The sequence below is a fragment of the Arthrobacter sp. M4 genome (genome assembly GCF_020251205.1).
Lineage (GTDB): Bacteria > Actinomycetota > Actinomycetes > Actinomycetales > Micrococcaceae > Arthrobacter.
This window is the reverse complement of sequence record NZ_JAIWYX010000055.1, coordinates 1-652: the sequence shown is the minus strand read 5'-3', so window position 1 is coordinate 652 and position 652 is coordinate 1. Positions and strand designations below refer to the sequence as shown.

1 pseudogene is annotated in these 652 nt (G+C 66.9%); it reads right to left on the bottom strand.

Annotated elements, in window-relative coordinates:
• Window positions 1–652, bottom strand: a pseudogene (locus LD110_RS23365) (pyruvate dehydrogenase (acetyl-transferring), homodimeric type); the annotation flags it as partial.

The following is a 652-nucleotide window of genomic DNA, read 5'->3' as shown; positions in this document are numbered from 1 at the left end:
CCGTACATGCGTTCGAGGCCGGCGCGGATGATGTGGCCGATTTCGTAGCCGTAGGCGGGGTCGTAGGTGATGACGGCGGGGTTGGTGGCGGCGAGGAGGGGTGAGTGGCCGTCGGCGTGTTGGGTGCCTTCGCCGGTGAGGGTGGTGCGTCCTGCGGTGGCGCCGATGATGAAGCCGCGGGTGAGTTGGTCGGCGGCGGCCCAGAAGGAGTCTCCGGTGCGTTGGAAGCCGAACATGGAGTAGAAGACGTAGACGGGCACGAGGGCCTGGCCGTGGGTGGCGTAGGAGGTGCCGGCTGCGGTGAACGCGGCGACGGCGCCGGCTTCGTTGATGCCGGGGTGGATGAGTTGTCCGGCGGCGGATTCCTTGTAGGCCAGGACGAGGTCGCGGTCCACGGAGAGGTAGTTCTGTCCCTTGGGGGAGTAGATTTTCGCGGTGGGGAAGAACGCGTCCATGCCGAAGGTGCGTGATTCGTCCGGGACGATCGGGACGAAGCGGTGGCCGAAGTCCTTGTCGCGCATGAGGTCTTTGAGGAGCCTGACGAATGCCATGGTGGTGGCGGCCTGTTGCTTGCCGGTGCCGCGTTTGGCGATCTCGTAGGACTTCGCTGCCGGGAGGGTGAGCTGCTGGCCGGTCCAGCTCGCCACCCCGG